17 protein-coding genes are annotated in these 17,783 nt (G+C 59.4%); 7 read left to right on the top strand and 10 right to left on the bottom strand.

What is annotated here, in order from left to right; genetic code table 11:
• Positions 1–39: 39 nt before the first annotated feature.
• Positions 40–1,260 carry an MFS transporter gene (locus ABLV76_RS17760; RefSeq protein ID WP_043521436.1) on the bottom strand — a complete coding sequence of 407 codons (1,221 nt, stop codon included), beginning with the start codon at positions 1,258–1,260 and terminating at the stop codon, positions 40–42.
• 268 nt (positions 1,261–1,528) lie between these two features.
• On the opposite strand from ABLV76_RS17760, the gene ushA reads away from it, so the two are divergent.
• A complete protein-coding gene (gene ushA, locus ABLV76_RS17755; protein ID WP_004204729.1) occupies positions 1,529–3,181 on the top strand; it encodes a bifunctional UDP-sugar hydrolase/5'-nucleotidase UshA in 1,653 nt (550 codons plus the stop codon).
• Positions 3,182–3,286: 105 nt separating this feature from the next.
• Here ushA and ybaK read toward each other — a convergent pair whose 3' ends face one another.
• From ybaK to copA, 3 genes are all read right to left on the bottom strand, one after another.
• A complete protein-coding gene (gene ybaK, locus ABLV76_RS17750; protein ID WP_004204728.1) occupies positions 3,287–3,766 on the bottom strand; it encodes a Cys-tRNA(Pro)/Cys-tRNA(Cys) deacylase YbaK in 480 nt (159 codons plus the stop codon).
• Positions 3,767–3,967: 201 nt separating this feature from the next.
• On the bottom strand, positions 3,968–4,762 hold the full coding sequence (locus ABLV76_RS17745; protein ID WP_023319864.1) for a TraB/GumN family protein: 795 nt from the start codon (positions 4,760–4,762) through the stop codon (positions 3,968–3,970).
• Between the two features lie 131 nt (positions 4,763–4,893).
• Entirely contained in the window at positions 4,894–7,395 is a 2,502-nt protein-coding gene (gene copA / locus ABLV76_RS17740; protein WP_032455685.1) for a copper-exporting P-type ATPase CopA, read from the bottom strand.
• 106 nt (positions 7,396–7,501) lie between these two features.
• On the opposite strand from copA, the gene cueR reads away from it, so the two are divergent.
• The gene (cueR, locus tag ABLV76_RS17735) at positions 7,502–7,912 is read left to right on the top strand and encodes a Cu(I)-responsive transcriptional regulator (protein WP_004204725.1); all 411 of its coding nucleotides are present in this window, start codon (positions 7,502–7,504) and stop codon (positions 7,910–7,912) included.
• On the opposite strand, the gene ABLV76_RS17730 is transcribed toward cueR, so the two are convergent.
• Positions 7,909–8,367, bottom strand: coding sequence for an NfeD family protein (locus ABLV76_RS17730; RefSeq protein WP_017898886.1), 459 nt, complete (start codon positions 8,365–8,367; stop codon positions 7,909–7,911). The genes cueR and ABLV76_RS17730 overlap by 4 nt on opposite strands.
• The gene (locus tag ABLV76_RS17725; RefSeq protein WP_004204723.1) at positions 8,364–9,281 is read right to left on the bottom strand and encodes an SPFH domain-containing protein; all 918 of its coding nucleotides are present in this window, start codon (positions 9,279–9,281) and stop codon (positions 8,364–8,366) included. Before ABLV76_RS17725 ends, ABLV76_RS17730 begins: the two co-directional genes overlap by 4 nt.
• 140 nt (positions 9,282–9,421) lie before the next feature.
• On the opposite strand from ABLV76_RS17725, the gene fetA reads away from it, so the two are divergent.
• Positions 9,422–10,099, top strand: a complete 678-nt coding sequence (fetA, locus tag ABLV76_RS17720) for an iron ABC transporter ATP-binding protein FetA (protein WP_032455649.1) — start codon at positions 9,422–9,424, stop codon at positions 10,097–10,099.
• Complete coding sequence (gene fetB / locus ABLV76_RS17715; RefSeq protein WP_004204721.1) at positions 10,086–10,868, top strand: iron export ABC transporter permease subunit FetB; 783 nt, start codon at positions 10,086–10,088, stop codon at positions 10,866–10,868. Before fetA ends, fetB begins: the two co-directional genes overlap by 14 nt.
• 107 nt (positions 10,869–10,975) lie before the next feature.
• On the opposite strand, the gene ABLV76_RS17710 is transcribed toward fetB, so the two are convergent.
• Genes ABLV76_RS17710 through tesA form a run of 3 tightly spaced genes read right to left on the bottom strand, consistent with a single transcriptional unit; the run spans position 10,976 to position 13,311 of the window.
• Complete coding sequence (locus tag ABLV76_RS17710) at positions 10,976–11,830, bottom strand: co-chaperone YbbN (RefSeq protein ID WP_004204720.1); 855 nt, start codon at positions 11,828–11,830, stop codon at positions 10,976–10,978.
• Positions 11,831–11,888: 58 nt separating this feature from the next.
• On the bottom strand, positions 11,889–12,698 hold the full coding sequence (locus ABLV76_RS17705; RefSeq protein WP_072140396.1) for an SDR family oxidoreductase: 810 nt from the start codon (positions 12,696–12,698) through the stop codon (positions 11,889–11,891).
• Positions 12,688–13,311, bottom strand: coding sequence for a multifunctional acyl-CoA thioesterase I/protease I/lysophospholipase L1 (gene tesA, locus ABLV76_RS17700; RefSeq protein WP_025999119.1), 624 nt, complete (start codon positions 13,309–13,311; stop codon positions 12,688–12,690). Before tesA ends, ABLV76_RS17705 begins: the two co-directional genes overlap by 11 nt.
• Here tesA and ybbA point away from each other — a divergent pair.
• Both ybbA and ybbP read left to right on the top strand, forming a co-directional pair.
• A complete protein-coding gene (gene ybbA / locus ABLV76_RS17695; protein WP_004146399.1) occupies positions 13,282–13,968 on the top strand; it encodes a putative ABC transporter ATP-binding protein YbbA in 687 nt (228 codons plus the stop codon). The genes tesA and ybbA overlap by 30 nt on opposite strands.
• Positions 13,965–16,379: a putative ABC transporter permease subunit YbbP gene (ybbP, locus tag ABLV76_RS17690; RefSeq protein ID WP_114465105.1), complete on the top strand. Its 2,415-nt coding sequence runs from the start codon at positions 13,965–13,967 to the stop codon at positions 16,377–16,379. Before ybbA ends, ybbP begins: the two co-directional genes overlap by 4 nt.
• On the opposite strand, the gene ABLV76_RS17685 is transcribed toward ybbP, so the two are convergent.
• Positions 16,341–16,469 (bottom strand): hypothetical protein, encoded by a 129-nt coding sequence (locus ABLV76_RS17685; protein WP_032431199.1) that lies wholly within the window; start codon positions 16,467–16,469, stop codon positions 16,341–16,343. The two genes, ybbP and ABLV76_RS17685, sit on opposite strands and share 39 nt — an antisense overlap.
• A 91-nt stretch (positions 16,470–16,560) precedes the next feature.
• Between ABLV76_RS17685 and ABLV76_RS17680 the strand changes: the two genes are divergently transcribed.
• The gene (locus ABLV76_RS17680) at positions 16,561–17,706 is read left to right on the top strand and encodes a porin (protein ID WP_348878404.1); all 1,146 of its coding nucleotides are present in this window, start codon (positions 16,561–16,563) and stop codon (positions 17,704–17,706) included.
• The last annotated feature ends 77 nt before the right edge of the window (positions 17,707–17,783 follow it).

Genomic DNA, 17,783 nt, shown 5'->3' with positions numbered 1-17,783 from the left:
GGTAACGGCGGCCAACGTTACACTTTGGCCGCCGGATAATCAGGCTTTTTGCCGGTTATCAGGAAGAAATATCGTCAGGAATCCCAGCAGCGGCAGGAAGGCGCAGATTTTATACACCAGGTCGATACTGGTATGGTCCGCCAGCAGGCCCAGCACCGCGGCGCCAAGGCCGCCCATGCCAAAGGCGAAGCCGAAAAACAGACCAGAAACCATACCGATACGTCCCGGCAGCAGCTCCTGGGCATAGACCAGGATAGCGGAGAAGGCCGAGGCGAGGATAAAACCAATGATCACCGTTAAAATCCCGGTCCATTCAAGGCTGGCGTAGGGTAAAACAAGGGTGAAGGGCGCCACGCCGAGGATAGAGCCCCAAATAACATATTTTCGCCCAATCTTATCGCCAACGGGCCCGCCAATCACCGTCCCGGCGGCCACCGCGAACAGGAAGGCAAACAGATGCAGCTGGGCATTTTGCACCGATAAGCCGAATTTATGCATCAGATAAAACGTGTAATAGCTGCTGATGCTCGCCATATAGAAATATTTCGAGAAAATCAGCATCAGCAGAATACCTACCGCCAGAATCACCTTATTGCGCGGCAGCGGATTGACGATCGCCGGCTTCGGTTTGCCCTTATTCATCCGGTGCTGTGCGGCGTACCAGCGGCTGATTTGCGACAGCACGACGATAGCCAGCAGGGCGGCCAGTACGAACCAGGCGACGTTGCCTTTACCATACGGGGCGATGATCACCGCCGCCAGCAGCGGACCAAGCGAACTGCCGAAGTTGCCGCCGACCTGGAACAGCGACTGGGCCAGGCCGTGACGGCCGCCGGAGGCCATCCGCGCTACGCGGGACGATTCCGGATGGAAAACCGAGGAGCCGGTACCCACCAGCGCGGCGGCCAGCAGCACCATACCGAAGCTACCAGCCAGCGCCAGGAGGATCAAACCGCAGAGGGTAAAGCACATGCCCACCGGCAGCGACCACGGCATCGATCGTTTATCGGTAATATAGCCAATCACCGGCTGGAACAGCGATGAGGTGAGCTGGAAGGTGAGAGTGATCATCCCGATCTGCACAAAGGTAAGGGAGAACTCGGCCTGCAGCAGCGGGTAGATCGCGAGAATGAGCGACTGGATCATATCGTTAAGCAAATGGGACAGGCTGATCGCGCCTAAGATGCCAAACGAGGTGCGCGCTTTTTGCGGCGGCGCAGCGGGGCCGGACATGGGTTGAGCGGTCTGATTGATTGCCATAGGTTCACGTCACTTTTTTATATAGCTTTCGTTATTTGTACGCCATGCGACTGCCCTGATTTTCCCGGCTACTGCATGGGAAATATGACGAACGGGCTAACGCACTGCCATACAACGCGAAGGCGTATAGAGGATGCAGGTGGAATTATTATCCAACTAACATACCTGCTGACAAGGTTTGAAGGAAGTCGCAATTCTGAAAACATATTTGTCAATGCGGCTAACTCGCTATACTTTCGGCACTTGGGATTAAGTCAGGGAGTGAAGCATGCATTGTTTAAAACACAGCGTGGCGCTGGCGTTATTCGCCGCGTTATCGCTGGGCAGCCTGTCCGCGCAGGCCTATGAGCAGGATAAAACCTATAAAATTACCATCCTGCACACCAACGATCACCACGGCCATTTCTGGCGCAATGACTACGGCGAATATGGCCTCGCGGCGCAGAAAACGCTGGTGGACGGTATTCGTAAAGAGGTGGCGGCTGAAGGCGGTAGCGTTCTGCTGCTGTCCGGCGGGGATATCAATACCGGGGTGCCGGAGTCTGATTTACAGGATGCAGAGCCCGATTTTCGCGGCATGAACCTGATCGGCTACGACGCGATGGCGGTGGGGAACCACGAGTTTGATAATCCGCTGAGCGTGCTGCGCCAGCAGGAAAAGTGGGCGAAGTTCCCGTTCCTGTCGGCCAATATTTATCAGAAAAGCACCGGCGAACGGCTGTTCAAACCCTGGGCGCTGTTTAAGCGCGGCGGGTTAAAAATCGCGGTGATTGGCTTAACCACTGACGATACGGCCAAGATTGGCAATCCAGAATATTTCACCGATATCGAATTCCGCAAACCGGCGGAAGAGGCGAAGCTGGTGATCCAGGAGCTGCAGCAGAATGAAAAGCCGGACGTGATCCTGGCCACCACCCATATGGGCCACTATGACAACGGCAACCACGGCTCTAACGCGCCGGGGGATGTCGAGATGGCGCGGAGTTTACCCGCGGGCTCGCTGGCGATGATCGTCGGCGGTCACTCGCAGGATCCGGTGTGCATGGCGTCGGAAAATAAAAAGCAGGTCGACTATGTGCCAGGGACGCCGTGCGCCCCGGATCGTCAGAACGGCATCTGGATCGTCCAGGCGCATGAGTGGGGCAAATACGTCGGCCGCGCCGATTTTGAGTTCCGCAACGGCGAGATGAAGCTGGTGCACTATCAGCTGATCCCGGTCAACCTGAAGAAAAAAGTGACTTACGATAACGGCCAAAGCGAGCGGGTGCTGTATACGCCGCAGATCGCGGAGAACCCGCAGATGATGTCGCTGCTGACGCCGTTCCAGAACAAAGGTAAGGCGCAACTGCAGGTCAAGATCGGCAGCGTGAATGGTCATCTGGAGGGCGATCGCAGTAAAGTGCGTTTCGTGCAGACCAATATGGGCCACCTGCTGCTGGCGGCGCAGATGGCGCGCAGTAATGCGGATTTCGCGGTGATGAGCGGCGGCGGGATCCGCGACTCCATTGAGGCGGGCGATATCACCTACAAGGATGTGATGAAGGTCCAGCCGTTTGGCAATGTGCTGACCTATGTCGATATGAGCGGCAAGGAGGTGGTGGATTACCTGACCGCCGTCGCGCAGATGAAGCCGGATTCCGGCGCCTATCCGCAGTTTGCCAACGTCAGCTTTGTGGCCAAAGACGGCAAGTTGAACGATCTGAAAATCAAAGGCGAACCGGTGGATCCGTCGAAGACCTATCGGATGGCGACGCTGAGCTTTAACGCCACCGGCGGCGATGGTTACCCGAACATCGCCGATAAACCCGGGTATGTGAATACCGGCTTTATCGATGCCGAAGTGCTAAAAGAGTATATCGAGAAGAACTCGCCGCTGGATGCCGCCGCCTATGAGCCGAAAGGCGAGGTGAGCTGGCAGTAAGCCTGGGTTTCGGGTGAGCTATTTCCACGGTGGCGCTACGCTTACCGTGGCTATGAGTTGGGGAGCCCGGATAAGGCGCGTGCGCCGCTATCCGGGATAGTGTTATCAATCGCGGCGGGCGATATCGGCGAACTTCGCATCCAGAAGCTGCGCCAGATCGCTGGCCGCCAGCTCAATATCCAGCCCGCGTTTGCCGCCGGAAATATAGATAGTGGCAAATTCCTGCGCCGGGGCGTCAATCACCGTCGGCAGGCGCTTCTTCTGCCCCAGCGGACTGATACCGCCCACCAGATAGCCGGTGATACGCTGCGCCACCATCGGGTCGGCCATGTCGACTTTCTTGGCGCCCAGCGCTTTCGCCACTTTCTTCAAATCCAGTTGCCCGGCGACCGGGGTGACGGCGACCGCCAGATGCTTCATATCGCCATTAACGGCGACCAGCAGGGTCTTGTAAACCTGATCGGCATTGAGGCCGAGCTTGCGCACCACTTCATCACCGAAGTTGGTCTCATTGGGATCGTGATCGTAACTGTGGATCTGAAAGGGAATTTTGTTTTTTTCGAGTAATTTAACGGCGGGAGTCATAGCTATCCTTCTTACCAACCGGTTTTGCGTGACGTCAGAATACGCCCGCAGGTTGTCTAAAAAATAGTACCATCTTGCGCAATAGTGTTGGCAGTGATGGTCACTTTGAGCGACAATCAGACGATCCGGGATACAAATCCCGGGATAATAATAATGATGAAATTCCTCTTTGACGGGCCAATAGCAATATTGGCCATTTTTTTATGTCAGCATATCCGGCAGATTCCCTTCGCCATACAGATGCAGCGCGCCGACGGCGACCACGTAGCGCCCCGGCGGCAAGGCCAGCAGCGTCTCGCGCCAGGCGAGATTGCGCTGATGCATCAGCACATCATATAAAGACTGGCTGAAGGTCGTCGGCAGCGATACCGCACCGCGCGACGGCGGTTGCTCCAGCCACCAGCCGATCATGACCTGCAGTAAACGGGCGTTGGTGCGCCAGTGGGTCAGCGTATCTTCCAGCAGCGCCATTCCGCCATCGGGCAGGTCGCGCAGCAGCGCGATCTGGCTGTCGGCGCCTTCCAGCTCCATCACCGCTATGTTGCTCTCGCGGGCGGCCATCAGCAACTGATAATCGATACCGTAATCCGGCCGCAGCCCCAGCTTCTGCGCCTGGGTGGCCTGCAGAACCATCGCCACCTGCCACAGCGGCTGGCTGTCGAACAGCTCGACCGACAGGCCCAGCTCGCCGGCTCGCGCTTGTAGCTCGCTCAGCTGCGCGTCGCTCAGGCGCTCCGCCAGCGGCGGATAAGCGGGGAGATTGCTAAACGGGGTTTCATTGCCGCTGATATCGGCCTCGACGATTAACGCATCGGCCTGGCGTATTTTTTTCAGCAGTTTCGCTGGCGGCGGCGCCATGTCGCGGGTGCCCATATGGATGCTGCCGACGAGGTGCAGATAGCGTTCGCCGGGCAGGACGATATCCATCGCAGGCCAGGAATAAGACGAGCCGACGGCGGCTCGCCACAGCATTTTTATCCGGTTTAACAGGCCCATACGCGCTCCGAAGTGTGAGGCATTCATGCTAGCGCATATGGTGATACACGTCACCCTTCCGGCGGGCTTTTCTTGTCCCGGAAAAAAAGCGGGCGCCGATCCTGTCAGCGTCCGCTTTCCTGCAGCAGCGTTTACTCTTTTGGTTTAAAGCGCAACAGGCGGTTAGCGTTACTCACCACGGTGATCGACGATAGCGCCATCGCCGCGCCGGCGACCACCGGATTGAGCAGCGTGCCGGTCAGCGGCCAGAGGATCCCGGCGGCAATCGGGATGCCCAGCGAGTTGTAGACAAAGGCCCCCAGCAGGTTCTGCTTCATATTGCGTAAGGTCGCCTTCGAAATCGCCAGCGCATCGGCCACGCCGTGAAGACTATGGCGCATCAGGGTGATCGCCGCGGTTTCAATAGCGACATCGCTGCCGCCGCCCATGGCGATCCCGACATCCGCCTGCGCCAGCGCGGGGGCATCGTTAATCCCATCGCCAACCATCGCCACTTTGTGCCCCTGGCTCTGCAGACGCTTAATGGCGTCGGCTTTACCGTCCGGCAGCACGCCGGCAATCACTTCATCAATGCCGGCTTCTTTGGCGATGGCATTCGCGGTAGTGGGGTTATCCCCGGTGAGCATCACCAGGCGGTAGCCCTGACGATGCAGGCGCGCCAGGGCGTCGACGCTGTCTTCGCGCAGCGGGTCACGGATGGCGAACAGCGCGGCCGCCTGACCATCCACCGCCAGCAGCACCGGCGTAGCGCCGCGCGAGGCCTGCGCCATCATCTCGCTTTCTATATCGCTGGTGGCGATATGCTGCTCGTTGAGCAGCGCCTGGTTGCCGAGCAGCAGGCGATGACCTTCCGCCTCACCGCTGACGCCAAGGCCGCGCAGGGTGCGGAAGCCGCTCACTTCCGGCAACGGGCTGTCTCCGGCTTTATCGAGGATCGCTCGCGCCAGCGGATGGCTTGAGCCCTGCTCGAGCGCGGCGGCAAGACGCAGCGCGGTAATCTCATCAACGCCAGCGAAAGTTTTCACCGCCACCACCTGCGGCTTACCTTCGGTCAGGGTGCCGGTTTTATCGAACACCAGGGTGTCGAGTTCACTGGCGCGCTGCAGCGCATCGGCGTCGCGCACCAGTACGCCGTATTCCGCCGCCCGGCCAACGCCGGAGATGATCGACATTGGCGTCGCCAGCCCTAAGGCGCACGGACAGGCGATAATCAGCACCGTGGTGGCGATCACCAGGGTATAGACGATCTGCGGCGCCGGGCCGAAGAAGTACCAGATCGCCGCGCTAATCAGCGCAATGGCGACCACCGCCGGGACAAACACCGCGGAGATTTTATCCGCCAGCTGGCCGATCTCCGGCTTGCTGCTCTGCGCCTGGCGCACCATGCGGATAATACGTGCCAGCGTGGTCTGGCTGCCGACGGCGCTGGCGGTGAACAGCACGCTGCCGTCCTGCACCACGGTGCCGGCGTGAATGGCATCGCCATCGCCTTTTTGCTGTGGTACCGGTTCGCCGGTGAGCATCGCTTCATCAAACCAGGCTTCGCCCTGGCTTATCACGCCGTCAACCGGAACGCGATCGCCAGTGGTCAGGCGCAGCGTCATGCCGGCCTGAACTTCAGCGAGCGGCAGATCCTTTTCTCCCTCAGGGGTCACCACGCGGGCTGAAGGCGGCGTCAGGTCGAGCAGTTTTTCCAGCGCTTTTGAGGAGCGCTGGCGGGCGCGGGCCTCCAGCATATGGCCGAGGTTAATCAGGCCGATAATCATTGCGCTGGCTTCGTAATAGAGATGGCGGGCTTCCATCGGGAACCACTGTGGCCACAGGTTGACGCTCATCGAGTACAGCCAGGCGACGCCGGTACCGAGGGCCACCAGCGTATCCATGGTGGCGGTGCCGTTTTTCAGGCTTTTCCACGCGCTGCGGTAGAAGTGCCCACCGGCGAAGACCATCACCGCAAGGGTGACGAGGCCGATGACCAGCCACAGCGAACGGTTGTCGTCGCTGACCATCATGTTATCGCCGATCATGCCCCAGACCATCACCGGCACGCCGACCAGCAGGGCGACAATCGCCTGCCAGCGAAAACGTTTCATGGTGGCGATGGCGGTTTCCTGCTGACGTTCGCGGCGTTCCAGATCGTCCTCGATCGCCTCCGCGCCGTAGCCCGCTTTCTCCACCGCCTGCACTAATTCTGCGGCGGACGCACTGCCCATCACCAGCGCCGTGCGTTCCGCCAGGTTAACCCGCGCCTGTGAGACGCCCGGCACCGCGGCAAGCGCGTTCTGTACCCGGGAGACGCAGCTGGCGCAGCTCATGCCGTTGATCAGCAGCTGTTGACTGTCATCTTCGTCATGGGCTGCCGGAAGCTCAGGAGTGGCCGCTGTCAGTGCTTCCGACGGGATTGATGATTCTGCCAGCGGTTTAGCCTTTGGGTGGCTGAGCTCCGCGCCGTATCCGGCTTGTTTAACGGTTTCAATCAGCGCTTGTGCGCTGGCGCTGCCCGTCACATGGGCTTCAGTGAGGGTGACTTCCGCTTGCTCAACGTCAGGACGCTGCTCCAGACTCTCTTTCACGCGTTTGACGCAGTGGCCGCAGGAGAGGCCATCCAGCGTCAGGTCGATAGTGTTAGACATAAATAACTCCTGAATAATTTTCCGGTCAACGATTGACCAGAACCACTCTTTCATCGAGTATTAAGAAGGTTAAACCTTCCAGCAAGGGGAAGGTCAAGGAGAAAAAATGAATATCAGCGATGTGGCGAAAAAAACCGGCTTAACCAGCAAAGCGATTCGTTTTTACGAAGAAAAGGGGCTGGTGACGCCGCCGTTGCGCAGCGAAAACGGCTACCGCACCTACGGTCAGCAGCATCTCGATGAACTGACGCTGCTGCGCCAGGCGCGGCAGGTGGGGTTTAATCTGGAAGAGTGCCGCGAGCTGGTGGCGTTATTCAACGACCCGTCACGCCACAGCGCCGATGTGAAAAAACGCACGCTGGAGAAAGTGGCGGATATTGAGAACCACATTCGCGAGCTACAAAATATGCGCGCGCACCTGCTGGCGCTGGCCGAATCCTGTCCCGGCGACGACAGCGCGGAATGCCCGATTATCGATAATCTTTCCGGCTGCTGTCATCGCAAGGCGCAGGCTTAACGAACGACGGGTCTGATCCGTAGCGTAATCCCTTCCACGGCGACCACTTCGACTTGACTGCCTGGGGCGAGGTCCTCGTCAGCCATCACCGGCCATGAGCTGTCGCCCACGCGCACGTGGCCGCGGCCGTTTACCAGCGGGGCATCCAGCGTCAGACGGCGGCCTATCAGCTGCTGCCCGCGCTGGTTGAGTTGAGCATCGGCAGGACGCTGCAGTTTGACGCGCTTGCGCAGCCACTTCGACCACAGCCACGCCGCCAGCAGAGTGAGGACGGCAAACAGCGTGCCTTGCCATTCCCAGCTCAGCGGCAGGAGCCAGGTCAGGGCGCCGGTCACCACGCCGGCGACGCCGCTCCACAGCAGGTATCCGCTGCCGCCCAGCATCTCGGCCGCCAGCAGCAGCCCGCCGAGGCTTAGCCAGAACAGATGAGGGTGGGCGAGGATCATGTCGATCATGATTTTTTCCGATCGCCAGCGCCTTCTTTGATCAGCTCGCTGATCCCGGCGATCGATCCCATCAGGCTGCTGGCATCCAGCGGCATCAGCACCACTTTACTGTTGTTGGCGGCGCCAATCTGCTGCAGCGCATCGGTGTATTTCTGCGCCACGAAGTAGTTGATCGCCTGAATATCGCCTGAGGCGATCGCTGAGGAGACCATCTGGGTGGCGCGGGCTTCCGCTTCAGCGGAACGCTCGCGGGCCTCCGCCTGCAGGAAGGCGGACTGCCGCTCGCCCTCCGCCTTGAGGATCTGCGACTGCTTTTCCCCTTCCGCTTTCAGAATTTCCGCCTGACGCACCCCTTCGGCCTCAAGGATATAGGCGCGTTTGGTACGTTCGGCTTTCATCTGGGCGTTCATCGAGGCGATAAGCTCCGCCGGTGGGCGAACGTCGCGAATTTCGACGCGGGTGATTTTCACCCCCCACGGGTTGGTGGCGTCGTCAACGATATGCAGCAGGCGGGTGTTAATGCTGTCGCGCTGGGAGAGCATTTCGTCCAGCTCCATCGAGCCGAGCACGGTACGAATGTTGGTCATCGTCAGGTTGACGATCGCCTGCTCAAGATTGCTGACCTCGTAGGCGGCCTTTGGCGCGTCAACCACCTGAATAAAGCAAACGGCGTCGATGGTGACGTTGGCGTTATCTCTGGAGATAACCTCCTGTGAGGGGATGTCGAGCACCTGCTCCATCATGTTCACTTTGCGGCCGATGCGGTCCATAAACGGCACGACTAAGCTTAATCCCGGCTGCAGCGTCTGGGTAAAACGCCCGAAGCGCTCCACCGTCCACTGGTAGCCCTGCGGGACGATTTTCACCGCCGCGGCCACAATGACCAGCGCGACGAAAATAAGGATAGGAATAAAAATCAGCATCAAAAACCTCCTGTCTTGTTGCCTGGTGAAGCGCTACAAAGAAATAGCGCGTGTTTAAACTGAGTATATCTTTCTCCACCACCGGGAGAAAGGAAAGTGCGGTAAACTAGCGGTGTTTCAGAAAATAATCAGGAAGCCTCATGAAGGAAAATAACGCGCTTTTGCGTCTCGAGGATGTGGGATTTAAGACCGACGACGCAGTTATTTTACACAATATCAATCTTGAGCTCAGACCCGGGGAATTTAAGTTGATTACCGGGCCTTCCGGCTGCGGGAAAAGCACCTTGCTGAAAATTATCGCCTCGCTGCTCAGTCCGACCTCCGGACGCCTGTTTTTCGACAATGCCGATGTCGCGACGCTGTCGCCGGAAAGGTATCGCCAGCAGGTCTCTTACTGTGCGCAGACGCCGGCGCTGTTCGGGGATTCGGTTTACGATAACCTGATTTTTCCGTGGCAGATCCGCAATAAACAACCGGATCCGCAGGCGCTGGTGGCCGACCTGCAGCGCTTTGGTCTTGGCGAAAATATGCTGGAAAAATCGATTAATGAACTATCCGGCGGGGAAAAGCAGCGCGTCTCGCTGATCCGCAATTTACAATTTCTGCCGCGCGTGCTGCTGCTGGACGAAATTACCAGCGCGCTGGATGACAGTAATAAACAGAATGTGAATGACATTATTCATGGCTATGCGACGGAAAAGCAGGTCGCTGTTCTGTGGGTCACCCACGATCGCAACGAAATTTCGCATGCCGATGAAGTGATTACCTTGCAGCCTGCCGGCGGAAACATGCAGGAGGTACGGCATGAACGGGCATAACATTACGAACGAATCGCTGGCGCTGTCGATGGTGCTGGTGCTGATCGCTATTCTGGTGAGCTATCGGGAAAAGCTGGCGCTGGAAAAAGATATTCTCTGGAGCATCTGCCGGGCGATCGTGCAGCTGATTATCGTCGGCTATGTATTGAAATATATCTTTAACGTCAATCATGCGGTTCTGACGCTGTTGATGGTGCTGTTTATCTGCTTTAACGCGGCGTGGAATGCCAAAAAGCGCAGCAAGTATATCGATAAGGCTTTTGTCTCGTCATTTATCGCCATCACCACCGGCGCCGGGCTGACGCTGGCGGTGCTGGTGTTCTCTGGCTCGATAGCCTTTGTCCCGATGCAGGTGATCCCGATTGCCGGGATGGTGGCCGGGAACGCCATGGTAGCGGTGGGACTGTGCTACAACAATATGGGCCAGCGCTTCAGCAGCGAGCAGCAGCAGATTCAGGAGAAGCTGAGCCTCGGCGCGACGCCGAAAATGGCCTCGGCGCGGCTGATTCGCGACAGCATTCGCGCGTCATTGATACCCACCGTCGATTCAGCGAAAACGGTCGGCCTGGTGAGCTTGCCAGGGATGATGTCGGGGCTAATTTTTGCCGGTATTGACCCGGTAAAGGCGATTAAGTACCAGATCATGGTGACCTTTATGCTGCTGTCGACCGCCAGCCTGTCGACGATTATCGCCGGCTATCTGACCTACCGGAAGTTCTTCAACGCCCGCCATCAGCTGGTGGTGACGCAGCTGAAAAAGCGCCCGTGAACGATCCCGGGTTGCGGCGTTCACGCCTCACCCGGGCGACTAAGGCTAGGTTCCGCATCGTTCGCGTAGCCCGGATAAGCGCAGCGCTATCCGGGGCTGGCAACGGATTAGTACAGCAGCGAATAGAGCTGACGGCGGTATTTGGCGGCCAGCGCATCGCCGGTACCGAGGGCGGCGAGGATCTCCTGCAGCATCTTGCGCGCCTGGCCGTCGCCAGCGCCTAAATCCTTCTGCAGATGGCTGAACAGCAGCGCCAGCGCTTCTTCGTTACGCCCGACCTGATGCAGCTGTAGCGCCAGCTGGGAGGCCAGCTGCGCGTCCTCCGGATTCTGTTCCACCTGCTGCTGCAGCTGCTGGATTTCCGGCGTGTCGGCGGCCTGTTTGAGTAGCTCAATCTGCGCCACCAGCCCCTGATAGTGGGTATCCTGATCCTGCAGCGGAATAGTCTTCAGTACGTTTTCCGCTTCATCGGAACGGTGCAGAGCAATCAGCGTTTCCGCCAGCAGCAGGCCAATCTGGCTGTCCTGATTCGACAGCTGCCAGGCTTCCTTCAGCAGCGGCAGGGCATCGGCGTATTTTTCTTCCTGCATCAGGGCCAGGGCCTGCTGCGCTTTCAGCTCCTCTTCGCGGGGCAGGACTTTATCCAGCAGGGCGCGGATCGCTTCTTCCGGCTGCGGGCCTTCAAAACCGTCCACTGGTTGGCCGTTCTGGAACAGATAAACCGTAGGGATGGCGCGCAGACCAAACTGTGAAGCGAGCATCTGCTCGGCGTCGCAATCGACCTTCGCCAGCGTAAACTGGCCGTTGTATTGAGCGGCCAGGCGTTCAAGAACCGGGGTCAGCTGTTCGCAGTGCTGACTGCGGGCAGACCAGAAGTAAAACAGCACCGGGACGTTCATGGACTGCTGTAGCGTCTGCTGCAGGTTCGCTTCGCTAATGTTGACAATATTCTGTTCGGACATGGGCATTTCTCGTTAGTCGATTTCTGTTTTACATGGGGGCGGCATGCCGCGCTTCAACTCAGCCGTGGATAATTTTGTCCATCGCGCGGGCTGGCAGCAGGCGTTTGAGCAGCGCCACCGCGTGGGTGACCAGGGTAACCGGGTAGCGCAGCTTCGGCTTATCGCTGATAAAAGCGTGGCGCACTTTTTCCACTACCGCCTCCGGCCCGAGGGTAAAACGGGCGGCGATGCCCGGGTTTTCAACGGGCTTGTCGCTTTGCGTCTGGTTGACGTTATCGGTAAAGCGGGTGCGGATCGGGCCCGGCTCAATCAGGCTGACCTTGATACCGCTGTGACGCAGCTCCATGCGCAGTGCGTCGGACCATGCCTCGAGGGCGTATTTACTGGCGGCGTAGGCGCCGCGGCCGGGGCTGGCGATAAGCCCCATCACCGACGAGGTCATTACGATGCGACCTTCGCCGTGCGGCGTCATCGCTGGCAGCAGCAGCATGGTGAGCTGATGGACGCCGAAAAAGTTAGCGGAAAACTGCTGTTCCATCTGCTGGCGGCTGATGGTGTTCAGCGGGCCATAGACGCCGTATCCGGCGTTATTGAACAGGCCGTAGAGACGATTATCGGTCAGCGCAAGCACCTCCGCCGCCGCGCGCTCCACGCTCTGCGGGTCGTCCAGATCGAGCAAAATACCGGTTAGCCCCAGCTCCTGCATCCGCGCCACGTCCTCTGCCTTGCGGCAGGCCGCCAGCACGCGAAAGCCCTGGCGGGTTAAATCCAGTGCGCTTTCCAGACCAATTCCGCTGGAACAGCCTGTCACTAAAACCGTTTTTTGCATAACTTTACCTGTCAGCGACCCCTGGCGTTCAGGAGTCATGATTAACTAAGGGAGCCAGCCGGTTCGCCATCCACTCGGCGATAAACGGCTGCGCGTCGCGATTCGGGTGAATGCCGTCGTCCTGCATCCACTGGGGTTTCAGATACACCTCCTCCATAAAAAAGGGCAGGAGAGGAATAGCGAACTCTTTGGCCAGGGCCGGGTAAATCGCGCCGAAGGCTTCATTATAGCGGCGGCCATAGTTCGCCGGCAGGTGAATTTGCATCAGCAGCGGCTCGGCGTTGGCCGCTTTGATATCCTTAATAATGGTGCGCAGCGTCTGCTCGGTCTGCTGCGGCGGAAAGCCGCGTAGCCCGTCATTGCCGCCGAGCTCAACCAGCACCCAGCGCGGCTGATGCTGTTTAAGCAGCGCAGGCAGACGGGCCAGCCCTTGCTGGGAGGTATCGCCGCTGATGCTGGCGTTCACCACTGGCGTTTTCGCCTGCCACTTCTCATTGAGCAGCGCAGGCCACGCGGCGTTGGCCGCCATCCGATAGCCAGCGCTCAGGCTGTCGCCGAGGATCAGCAGCGTATCCGCCGCCATCGCGCGGCAGGTAAACAGGAACAAAAACAGGAAAGGCACATGCCAGCGGAAAACATACTTGAAGTTCATCATCTTAAGAAGTCCGTCGGTCAGGGGGAGCATCAGCTCTCCATCCTTACCGGAGTTGAGCTGGTTGTCAAACCGCGGCAGACCATCGCCCTGATCGGCGAGTCGGGCTCCGGTAAATCGACCCTGTTGGCGATCCTCGCCGGCCTGGACGATGGCAGCAGTGGGGAAGTATCGATGCTGGGCAAACCGCTGCATCGGATGGATGAGGAGGCGCGGGCGGCGCTGCGGGCGCAGCACGTCGGTTTTGTCTTTCAGTCGTTTATGCTGATCCCGACGCTCAACGCCCTGGAGAACGTCGAGCTGCCGGCGCTGCTGCGTGGCGCCAGCGACAGCCAGAGCCGGGGCGATGCCCGCGCGCTACTTGAGCAGCTGGGGCTTGGCAAACGCCTGCACCACCTGCCGGCACAGCTCTCCGGCGGTGAACAGCAGCGGGTCGCGCTGGCCCGGGCCTTCAATGGTCGTCCGGCCATTCTGTTCGCCGATGAGCCCACCGGCAACCTCGATCGCCAGACCGGGGATAAAATTGCCGATCTGCTGTTCTCGCTTAATCGCGAACACGGCACCACCCTGATCCTCGTCACTCACGATCCGCTGCTGGCGGCGCGCTGCGACCGTCGTCTGCGCCTGGTGGATGGCCAGCTGCGGGAGGAAGCATGATCGCCCGCTGGTTCTGGCGCGAATGGCGCTCGCCGTCGCTGCTGATCGTCTGGCTGGCGTTAAGCCTCGCCGTGGCCTGCGTGCTGGCCCTGGGGTCGATAAGCGATCGGATGGAGAAAGGCCTCAGCCAGCAAAGCCGTGAGTTTATGGCAGGCGACCGCACGCTGCGCAGTTCGCGCGAGGTGCCCGCTGAGTGGATCGCGCATGCGCGCCAGTCAGGGCTGAGCGTCAGCGAACAGCTGAGCTTCGCCACTATGACCTTTGCGGGCGATACGCCGCAGCTGGCGGACGTCAAGGCGGTGGATGACCGCTATCCGCTGTATGGCACTCTCGAGACGCAGCCGCCGGGGCTGAAGCCCCAGGCGGGCAGCGTGCTGCTGGCGCCAAGGTTGATGGCGCTGCTGAACCTGAAAACCGGCGATACGATTGACGTTGGCGACGCCACGCTGCGCATTGCCGGGGAAGTGATTCAGGAGCCGGATGCGGGGTTCAACCCCTTCCAGATGGCGCCGCGGCTGATGATGAATATGGCCGACGTGGCAAAGACCGGCGCCGTGCAGCCCGGGAGTCGCGTCGCATGGCGCTATAAGTTCGCCGGCGACGCTGAACAGCTGGCCAATTATGAGCAGTGGCTGCTGCCGAAACTCGGCCCGGAGCATCGCTGGATTGGTCTTGACCAGGACGACAGCGCGCTGGGCAAATCCCTCGAACGCTCGCAGCAATTCCTGTTGTTATCCGCGCTGCTGACGCTGCTGTTGGCCGTCGCGGCGGTGGCCGTGGCGATGGGCCACTACTGCCGCAGCCGCTACGATCTGGTCGCCATACTCAAGACGCTGGGCGCCGGACGGGCGCAGCTGCGCAAGCTGATTGTCGGCCAATGGCTGCTGCTGTTGACGCTGTCGCTGATAACCGGCGGGGCAGCAGGGCTAGCGCTGGAGCGCCTGCTGTTGCTGATGCTCAAACCGGTTCTGCCCGCCGCGCTCCCGCCGGCCAGCGGCTGGCCGTGGCTGTGGGCGGTGGGCGCGACCGGCGTGATTTCCCTGCTGGTGGGCCTGCGCCCCTATCGGCTGCTGCTGGCGACCCTGCCGCTGCGGGTGCTGCGCCAGGACGTGGTGGCTAACGTCTGGCCGCTGAAAATCTGGATCCCGACGGTCAGCGCCGTGGTGGTGGGCCTGCTGGCGTGGCTGATGGGCGGCAGCCCCCTGCTGTGGTCGGTGCTGGCCGGGGCGGTGGTGCTGGCGCTGCTGTGCGGCCTGGTGGGCTGGGGATTGCTATGGCTGCTCAAACGCCTGACGCTCAGCGCCTTGCCGCTGCGTCTGGCGGTGAACCGCCTGCTGCGCCAGCCGTGGTCGACCCTCAGCCAGCTGGCGGCGTTTTCCCTGTCGTTTATGCTGCTGGCGCTGCTGCTGGTGCTGCGCGGCGATCTGCTCGACCGCTGGCAGCAGCAGCTGCCCCCGGAGAGCCCAAACTACTTCCTGATCAATATCGCCCCTGAGCAGATAATGCCGGTGAAGACCTTCCTCGCCGAACACCAGACGCGGGCGGCGGAATTTTATCCGATCGTCCGGGCTCGTCTGACGCAGATCAACGGCCACTCCACGGACGGGAACAAAGACGAAGCGCTGAATCGCGAGCTTAATCTCACCTGGAGCGAACAGCGTCCGGATCATAATCCGCTGGTGGCCGGCAGCTGGCCGCCGAAGCCGGGCGAGGTATCGATTGAGGAGGGGCTGGCGCAGCGGCTGGGGGTGAAGATCGGCGATACGGTGACCTTTACCGGCGATACTCAGGACTTCAGCGCGAAGGTGAGCAGCGTGCGCAAAGTTGACTGGGAGAGCCTGCGGCCCAACTTCTTCTTTATTTTCCCCTCCGGGGCGCTGGACGGGCAGCCGCAGAGCTGGCTCACCAGCTTCCGCTGGGATAACGGTCCCGCGATGTTGACCCAGTTGAACCGCGAGTTTCCTACAGTCAGCCTGCTGGATATCGGCGCCATCCTGCGTCAGGTCGGCCAGGTGCTCTCCCAGGTCAGCCGGGCGCTGGAGGTGATGGTGGGCCTGGTCACGGCCTGCGGCGTGCTGCTGTTGCTGGCGCAGGTCCAGGTCGGTATGCGCCAGCGGCATCAGGAGCTGGTGGTCTGGCGCACGCTGGGGGCCGGAAAATCGCTGCTGCGCGCCACGCTGTGGGCGGAGTTTGCCCTGCTGGGGCTGGTCTCCGGCCTGGTGGCGGCGATAGGCGCCGAAGTGGCGCTGGCGATGCTGCAGACGAAAGTCTTTGATTTCCCCTGGACGCCGGACTGGCGGCTGTGGGTGATGCTGCCGCTGACGGGGGCGGTGTTGTTATCCCTGTGCGGCGGCGGGCTGGGGCTGCGTTTGTTAAAAGGGAAAGCGTTGTTCCGTCAGTTTAACCAGTAAGATTATTGCATTTTGATGATGCGCCGCCGTTTTTGGCGGCGCTTTTATTTTAAGCGCACAAATTGATAACTCGTTGATTTTTAAGCGCACAAAACATTAAAAAACCGACAACACGCTGTACTGATTCGCGGTTAATATTCAGCTGGTAAATATAAGGTTGCTTATTAATCAAGGAAAAACTATGGCACATAAAATAAAAGCGCTGGCGATCTCGATCGGCGCAACACTGGTGTTCACTTCATTTGCTTCTCACGCGGAGATCACGCTGCTGAAACAAGATCCGCAGGCGGGCGATCCGTTAAGCCGGCTTAACTTTACCGTCGGCGGGAGTATTCGTCCGCAATTCAACATGATGACCGGCGATGGCGATAAAGGCTCCTATAAGCGTAACGGTTTCGACGGCGGCACCCGTTTCCGCTTCGCGGCGGATTACTACCTGTTCGATGATATTAGCTGGATCAGCTACTACGAACTGGGGGTGAACATTCCGGCGCTGTTCGACTGGGATAACCACTACGCGGAAGGGGCGAACAATACTACCCGCCGCATGCTGTATACCGGCCTGAAAAGAGATACCTGGGGGACGTTAACCTACGGTCAGCAAAACAGTATTTACTATGATGTGGTCGGGGTGAAAACCGATATCTGGGACTACGATATGATTGCCCAGGCGCCGGGCAACGGCATTAACGGCGATTACGATGGTTCTTATCGTTCACGTAATATGCTGAAATATAAGAAAACCGTTGGCGATGTCGATCTTTACGGCTCTTATCTTTTCGAAGACAGCGAATACCTGCCGGGTAACGGTCTGCGCTATAAACGTAAAGGCGGCGGTTCTGTTGGCGCGGACTACCACATCATGAAGGATCTGACCTGGGGGACCGCATGGAACTACACCCGCGCCGAAATGCGCGACCCGTCAACTTCCGACAGCAAAACCTATGACCAGAACATCGTCGGTACCGCGCTGAGCTGGACCCCGGATAACTGGACCTTCTCCTTCGGCGGCGGCTGGTATCAGAACTTCCTCACCACCAAAAAAACCGATGTGCATAATTACTTCGCCGGCGACGCCTGGGGGATTGAATATTTTGCGGGCTATAAATTCCCGATCAATCAGTATGCCGTTAAATCTATTCAGCCGTACTTTATGGGCGACCGCCTGCAGTACGTGAATGGCCGCAACTACCAGCGTATCGATAACGGTCTGGGGATTAGCTTCCAGCTGGATTATGGTTTCCGCGTTGACTACGAGCACGTGTTTACCTCCAGCACCGACAACCTGGGCGATATGAACCTGGTGCGTCTGCGCTACGACTTCTAAGCGATCACATCTCCCCGGTCGCGATGCGCTCACCGGGGCTACAAATCGTGCCGACCGGTAGCCCGGCTAAGGCGTTT

The sequence above is a fragment of the Klebsiella sp. GB_Kp047 genome, assembly GCF_040065235.1.
GTDB classification, from domain to species: Bacteria; Pseudomonadota; Gammaproteobacteria; order Enterobacterales; family Enterobacteriaceae; genus Klebsiella; species Klebsiella quasipneumoniae.
This window is presented reverse-complemented; position numbering and strand designations above follow the sequence as displayed.